This is a genomic window from Microbacterium sp. HMWF026, assembly GCF_003061325.1.
Lineage (GTDB): Bacteria > Actinomycetota > Actinomycetes > Actinomycetales > Microbacteriaceae > Microbacterium > Microbacterium testaceum_E.
Genome location: NZ_QAJB01000446.1, coordinates 6,148 through 10,475, shown reverse-complemented (window position 1 = coordinate 10,475; position 4,328 = coordinate 6,148). Strand labels below are relative to the sequence as shown.

3 protein-coding genes are annotated in these 4,328 nt (G+C 73.8%); all 3 read left to right on the top strand.

Annotated elements, in window-relative coordinates:
* On the top strand, positions 1-2,476 hold a 2,476-nt coding region (locus DBR36_RS16195), incomplete at its 5' end, for an aminotransferase class III-fold pyridoxal phosphate-dependent enzyme (RefSeq protein ID WP_108320730.1).
* 53 nt (positions 2,477-2,529) lie between these two features.
* Complete coding sequence (locus DBR36_RS16190) at positions 2,530-3,558, top strand: agmatine/peptidylarginine deiminase (RefSeq protein ID WP_258222936.1); 1,029 nt, start codon at positions 2,530-2,532, stop codon at positions 3,556-3,558.
* Between the two features lie 155 nt (positions 3,559-3,713).
* The coding region (locus tag DBR36_RS16185; RefSeq protein WP_258222935.1) for a DUF2520 domain-containing protein at positions 3,714-4,328 on the top strand (615 nt) is incomplete at its 3' end.

Here is a 4,328-nt window from a genome sequence, read left to right as displayed (position 1 = left end):
GGGCCGCATCCACGCGCGCGTGATCGAGAACATCGCCGGACGCACCCTCACGGGCTCGGACTACCTCTCGCCCCCCGTCGTCGAGGCTCTCGGTGCCCTCGCGGGCGCGGTGAGCACCTCTCTCGCGGACTTCACCCACCCCGCGAGCGGACGGGTGCTGCAGTGGGATCTGCGGCACGCCGCCCGCGTGATCGACACCCTGCTCCCCCTCGAACCGGATGCCGAGGTGCGCGGCGTCGTGCGCCGCGCGGCCGACGCCGCCCGCGCGGCCCTGGCCCCCGTCGCCGACGCCCTGCCCGTCCAGGCGGGCCACTTCGACGTGACCGACGACAACGTGCTGCACGCCCCGGGCGAGAGGGTGCCCGACGCGGTCATCGACTTCGGCGACGTGTGCGCATCGTGGCGCGTCGGCGAGATCGCCGTCACCGTGTCGTCGGTACTGCACCACGACGGCGCGACGCCCGAGAGCGCTTTCCCCGCCATCCGGGCGTTCGACCGACTGCGCGACCTCAGCGACGCCGAGCTCGCCGCGCTCTGGCCGCTCGTGATCCTGCGCGGGGCCGTGCTCGTGCTCAGCGGACGCGCGCAGGTGCGGCTGGACGCGTCGAACGACTACGCCTCGGTCGCCCTCGAGCGCGAGTTCCGCATCCTCGAGCGGGCGGCATCCGTCCCGATCCCCGTGATCACGGCCGCGACCCGGGCGGCCCTCGGCCGCCCCCGCGACGCCGAGCCGGCCGTGCCGAGCGTCTCTCCTCTGGGCGCCGGCCGTCACGTCGCGCTCGACACGTCCACCGAATCGCCGCTGAACGATGCGGGCGCCTGGCTCGACTCCGCCACCCTCGACCGCGCGGCCCTCGCCGCGCTCGATGCCGGTGCCGCCGTCGTGACCGCATCGGCGTGGTGCGCCCGCCTCACCGGCACCGCCGACCCGCTGCCCTCGACGGCCGACACCGTGCCGACCGACCTGCTCGTGTGGCTGGCGGCCCCCGTCGACGCCCCCGACGGCCTGGTGTGGACCCTGCCGGACGGCGCTCCCGCGGGCTCGAGCCTCGCCGCCCGCACGCGCCTGTCGGCACGTCGCCCCCTCGACGACCTGACCCCGCCGTTCCGCGCGACGCGCGGGCTCGCCGACGCGTGGCGCGAGGTCGCCGGCGATCCCGGGGCGGTGCTCGGCATCCCGTCCCCCGCTCCCGCGGCCGACGACTCGTTGCACCGCCGTCACGCGGTGGTCGCCGAGGTGCAGGAGCACTACTACACCGCTCCCCCGCGCATCGAGCGCGGCTGGCGCGAGCTGCTCGTCGACGTCGACGGACGCGTGTACCTCGACATGGTCAACAACGTCGCCTCGGTCGGCCACGCCCACCCGCACGTGGTCGAGGCCGGCGCGCGGCAGATGCACCTGCTCAACACCAACTCGCGCTTCCACTACCGCGCGATCGCCGATTACGCCGACCGGATCGCGGCGACCCTGCCCGACGGCTTCGACACGGTGTTCTTCGTCAACTCCGGCTCCGAGGCGACCGACCTCGCGATCCGCCTCGCGATGGCTGCGACCGGTCGCCCCGACATCGTGGCGATGCGCGAGGCGTACCACGGCTGGACCTACGCCAGCGATGCGGTGTCGACCTCGATCGCCGACAACCCCTTCGCCCTCGAGACGCGCCCCGAGTGGGTGCACACCGTGGCCGCGGCGAACTCCTACCGAGGGATCCACCGGGGAGCGGATGCCGTGAACTACGCGCCCGAAGCAGTCGCCGTCATCGACGAGCTCGCGGCATCCGGTCGCCCTGCGGCGGGCATGATCGCCGAGACGTACTTCGGCAACGCCGGCGGCGTGGCCCTTCCCGACGGCTACCTGAACGCGGTCTACGCCGCGATCCGCCGCCATGGCGGCCTGGCCATCGCCGACGAGGTGCAGGTCGGTTTCGGCCGCCTGGGCGAGTGGTTCTGGGGCTTCCAGCAGCAGGATGCCGTGCCCGACATCGTCGCCGTGGCCAAGTCGATCGGCGGCGGGCACCCCCTCGGCGCGGTCATCACCCGCCGAGAGATCGCGGACCGCTACCGCACGCAGGGCTACTTCTTCTCGTCCACCGGGGGCTCGCCCGTATCCTCGGCCATCGGCATGGCCGTGCTCGACGTGATCGAGCGGGAGGGCCTGCAAGAGAACGCCCGCGTCGTCGGCGCCCACCTGAAGCACCGCCTCGAAGAGCTCGGCATGCGGCATCCGCTCATCGGCACCGTGCACGGATCGGGGCTGTACCTGGGCGTCGAGTTCGTGCGCGACCGCGAGACGCTCGAGCCGGCCACCACCGAGACCGCCGCGATCTGCGACCGTCTGCTCGAGCTCGGCGTCATCATGCAGCCCACCGGCGACTTCCAGAACGTGCTCAAGATCAAGCCGCCGCTGGTGGTCACTCAGGCGTCGGTCGACGTCTTCGTCGACGCGCTGGACCGCGTGCTGACCACCGGCTTCTGACCCGCACCGCCCTTTCCGCCGAACCCCGACCACGCAGACCCGAGGAGCCCGCCATGTGGCGCATGCCCGCCGAAACCGCCCCCCACGAGCGCACGTGGATGGCCTTCCCCCGCGAGGGCGTCACCCTGGGCGAGGGTGCCGAGACCCGCGAAGAGGGCTATCGCGCCTGGACCGAGGTCGCGCACGCCGTGGCGCAGTTCGAGCCGGTCTCGATGGTCGTCGACCCCAGCGAGGTATCGCGCGCCCGCCGCATGCTCTCGGCCGACATCGAGATCGTCGAGGCCCCTCTCGACGAGTTCTGGATGCGCGACGTGGGCCCCACCTTCGTCGTCGACCCGGACCGCCCGGGCACCCTGGGCGCCGTCGACTGGATCTTCAACGGCTGGGGCGCCCCCGACTGGGCCGAGTGGCAGAAGTCCGCTCAGCTCGCCCGCGTCGTCGCCGCGCACGTCGGCGCCGAACGGATCGACTCGCTGCTCGTCGCCGAGGGCGGCGGTCTGCACGTCGACGGCGAGGGCACCGTGCTGCTGACCGAGACGGTGCAGCTCGACCCGCGCCGCAACCCGCACGCCGATCGCGCCCGCGTCGAGGCCGAGATGGCCCGGACGATCGGGGCGACGGATGCCGTCTGGCTGTCGCGCGGACTGACCCGCGACTACGACGACTTCGGCACCAACGGTCACGTCGACATCGTCGCGACCTTCGCCGCCCCCGACCACGTGCTCGTCCACGAGCAGCAGGACCGCGCCCACCCCGACTTCGAGGTCTCGCGCCTGGTGCGTCAGGAGCTCTCGGACGCCTTCGCGGCGCGCGGTCGCGCCGTGACGATCACGGGCGTCCCCGCACCGACCACCCTGCGCGACGAGCACGGCTGGGTCGACTGGAGCTACATCAACCATCTCGTCACCAATGACGGCGTCGTCCTGTGCGGCTTCGGCGAGGAGGCGGCGGACGCGCGGGCGCGCGAGATCATCGGCGAGGCCTACCCCGGCCGGCGTGTGGTGTCGGTCGACGCCCGTCCGCTGTTCGACCGGGGTGGCGGCATCCACTGCATCACACAGCAGCAGCCGACGGTCGGCTGAGGAGTCCTCGCCCGCGCGTGCGCGGACGCACGAGCGGGTACGGTGGAAGCCGGCGAAGCCGCCCGTGAGGGCGCCGCCCCACGCTCATGAACCCGCTTGCTTCCCCTCTCCCGCCGGCCCCGCTCGGACCGGTCCTCGTCGTCGGCGACGGACGCATGGGGCGCGCGCTCGTCGCCGCTCTCCGCGCCGCCGGCGTCACCGCGCAGGGCCCCGCCGGTCGGGGTGCGACCGGGGTCGATGTCCCCGTGGTGCTGCTGGCCGTGCCCGACGCCGAGATCTCCGCGGCGGCGAGCGCGCTGGTGCCCGGCCGCACGGTCGGTCACCTCTCGGGAGCGCTCGACCTGTCGGTGCTGCATCCGCACGAGGCCTTCGGCCTGCACCCCCTCCTGACGGTCACCGGCGCGGGCACCTCGTTCGCGGGCGTCACGGCAGCGGTCGCGGGCACGACGCCCGCCGCCCTCGCCGTCGCGTCGGGCCTCGCCGGCGTCCTCGGGATGACGACGGTGCACGTGCGCGACGAGGACCGACCCGCGTACCACGCCGCCGCATCGATCGCGGCGAACTTCCTCGTGACGCTCGAGGGCATCGCCGAACAGCTGGCCGCGACCACCGGCGTCGAACGCGCCGCCCTGGTGCCCCTCGTGCGCGCCGCCGTCGACAACTGGGCCGCGAACGGCGCCGCCGCGGCTCTGACCGGTCCGGTCTCGCGCGGGGACGACGAGACCGTCGCGCGCCAGCGCCGGGCCGTCCGCGAGCGCCTGCCCGAGCGT

Excerpts from the sequence above, each read along its gene's own strand:
- DBR36_RS16190 (WP_258222936.1), top strand. The coding sequence starts at position 2,530 with ATGTGGCGCATGCCCGCCGAAACCGCCCCCCACGAGCGCACGTGGATG.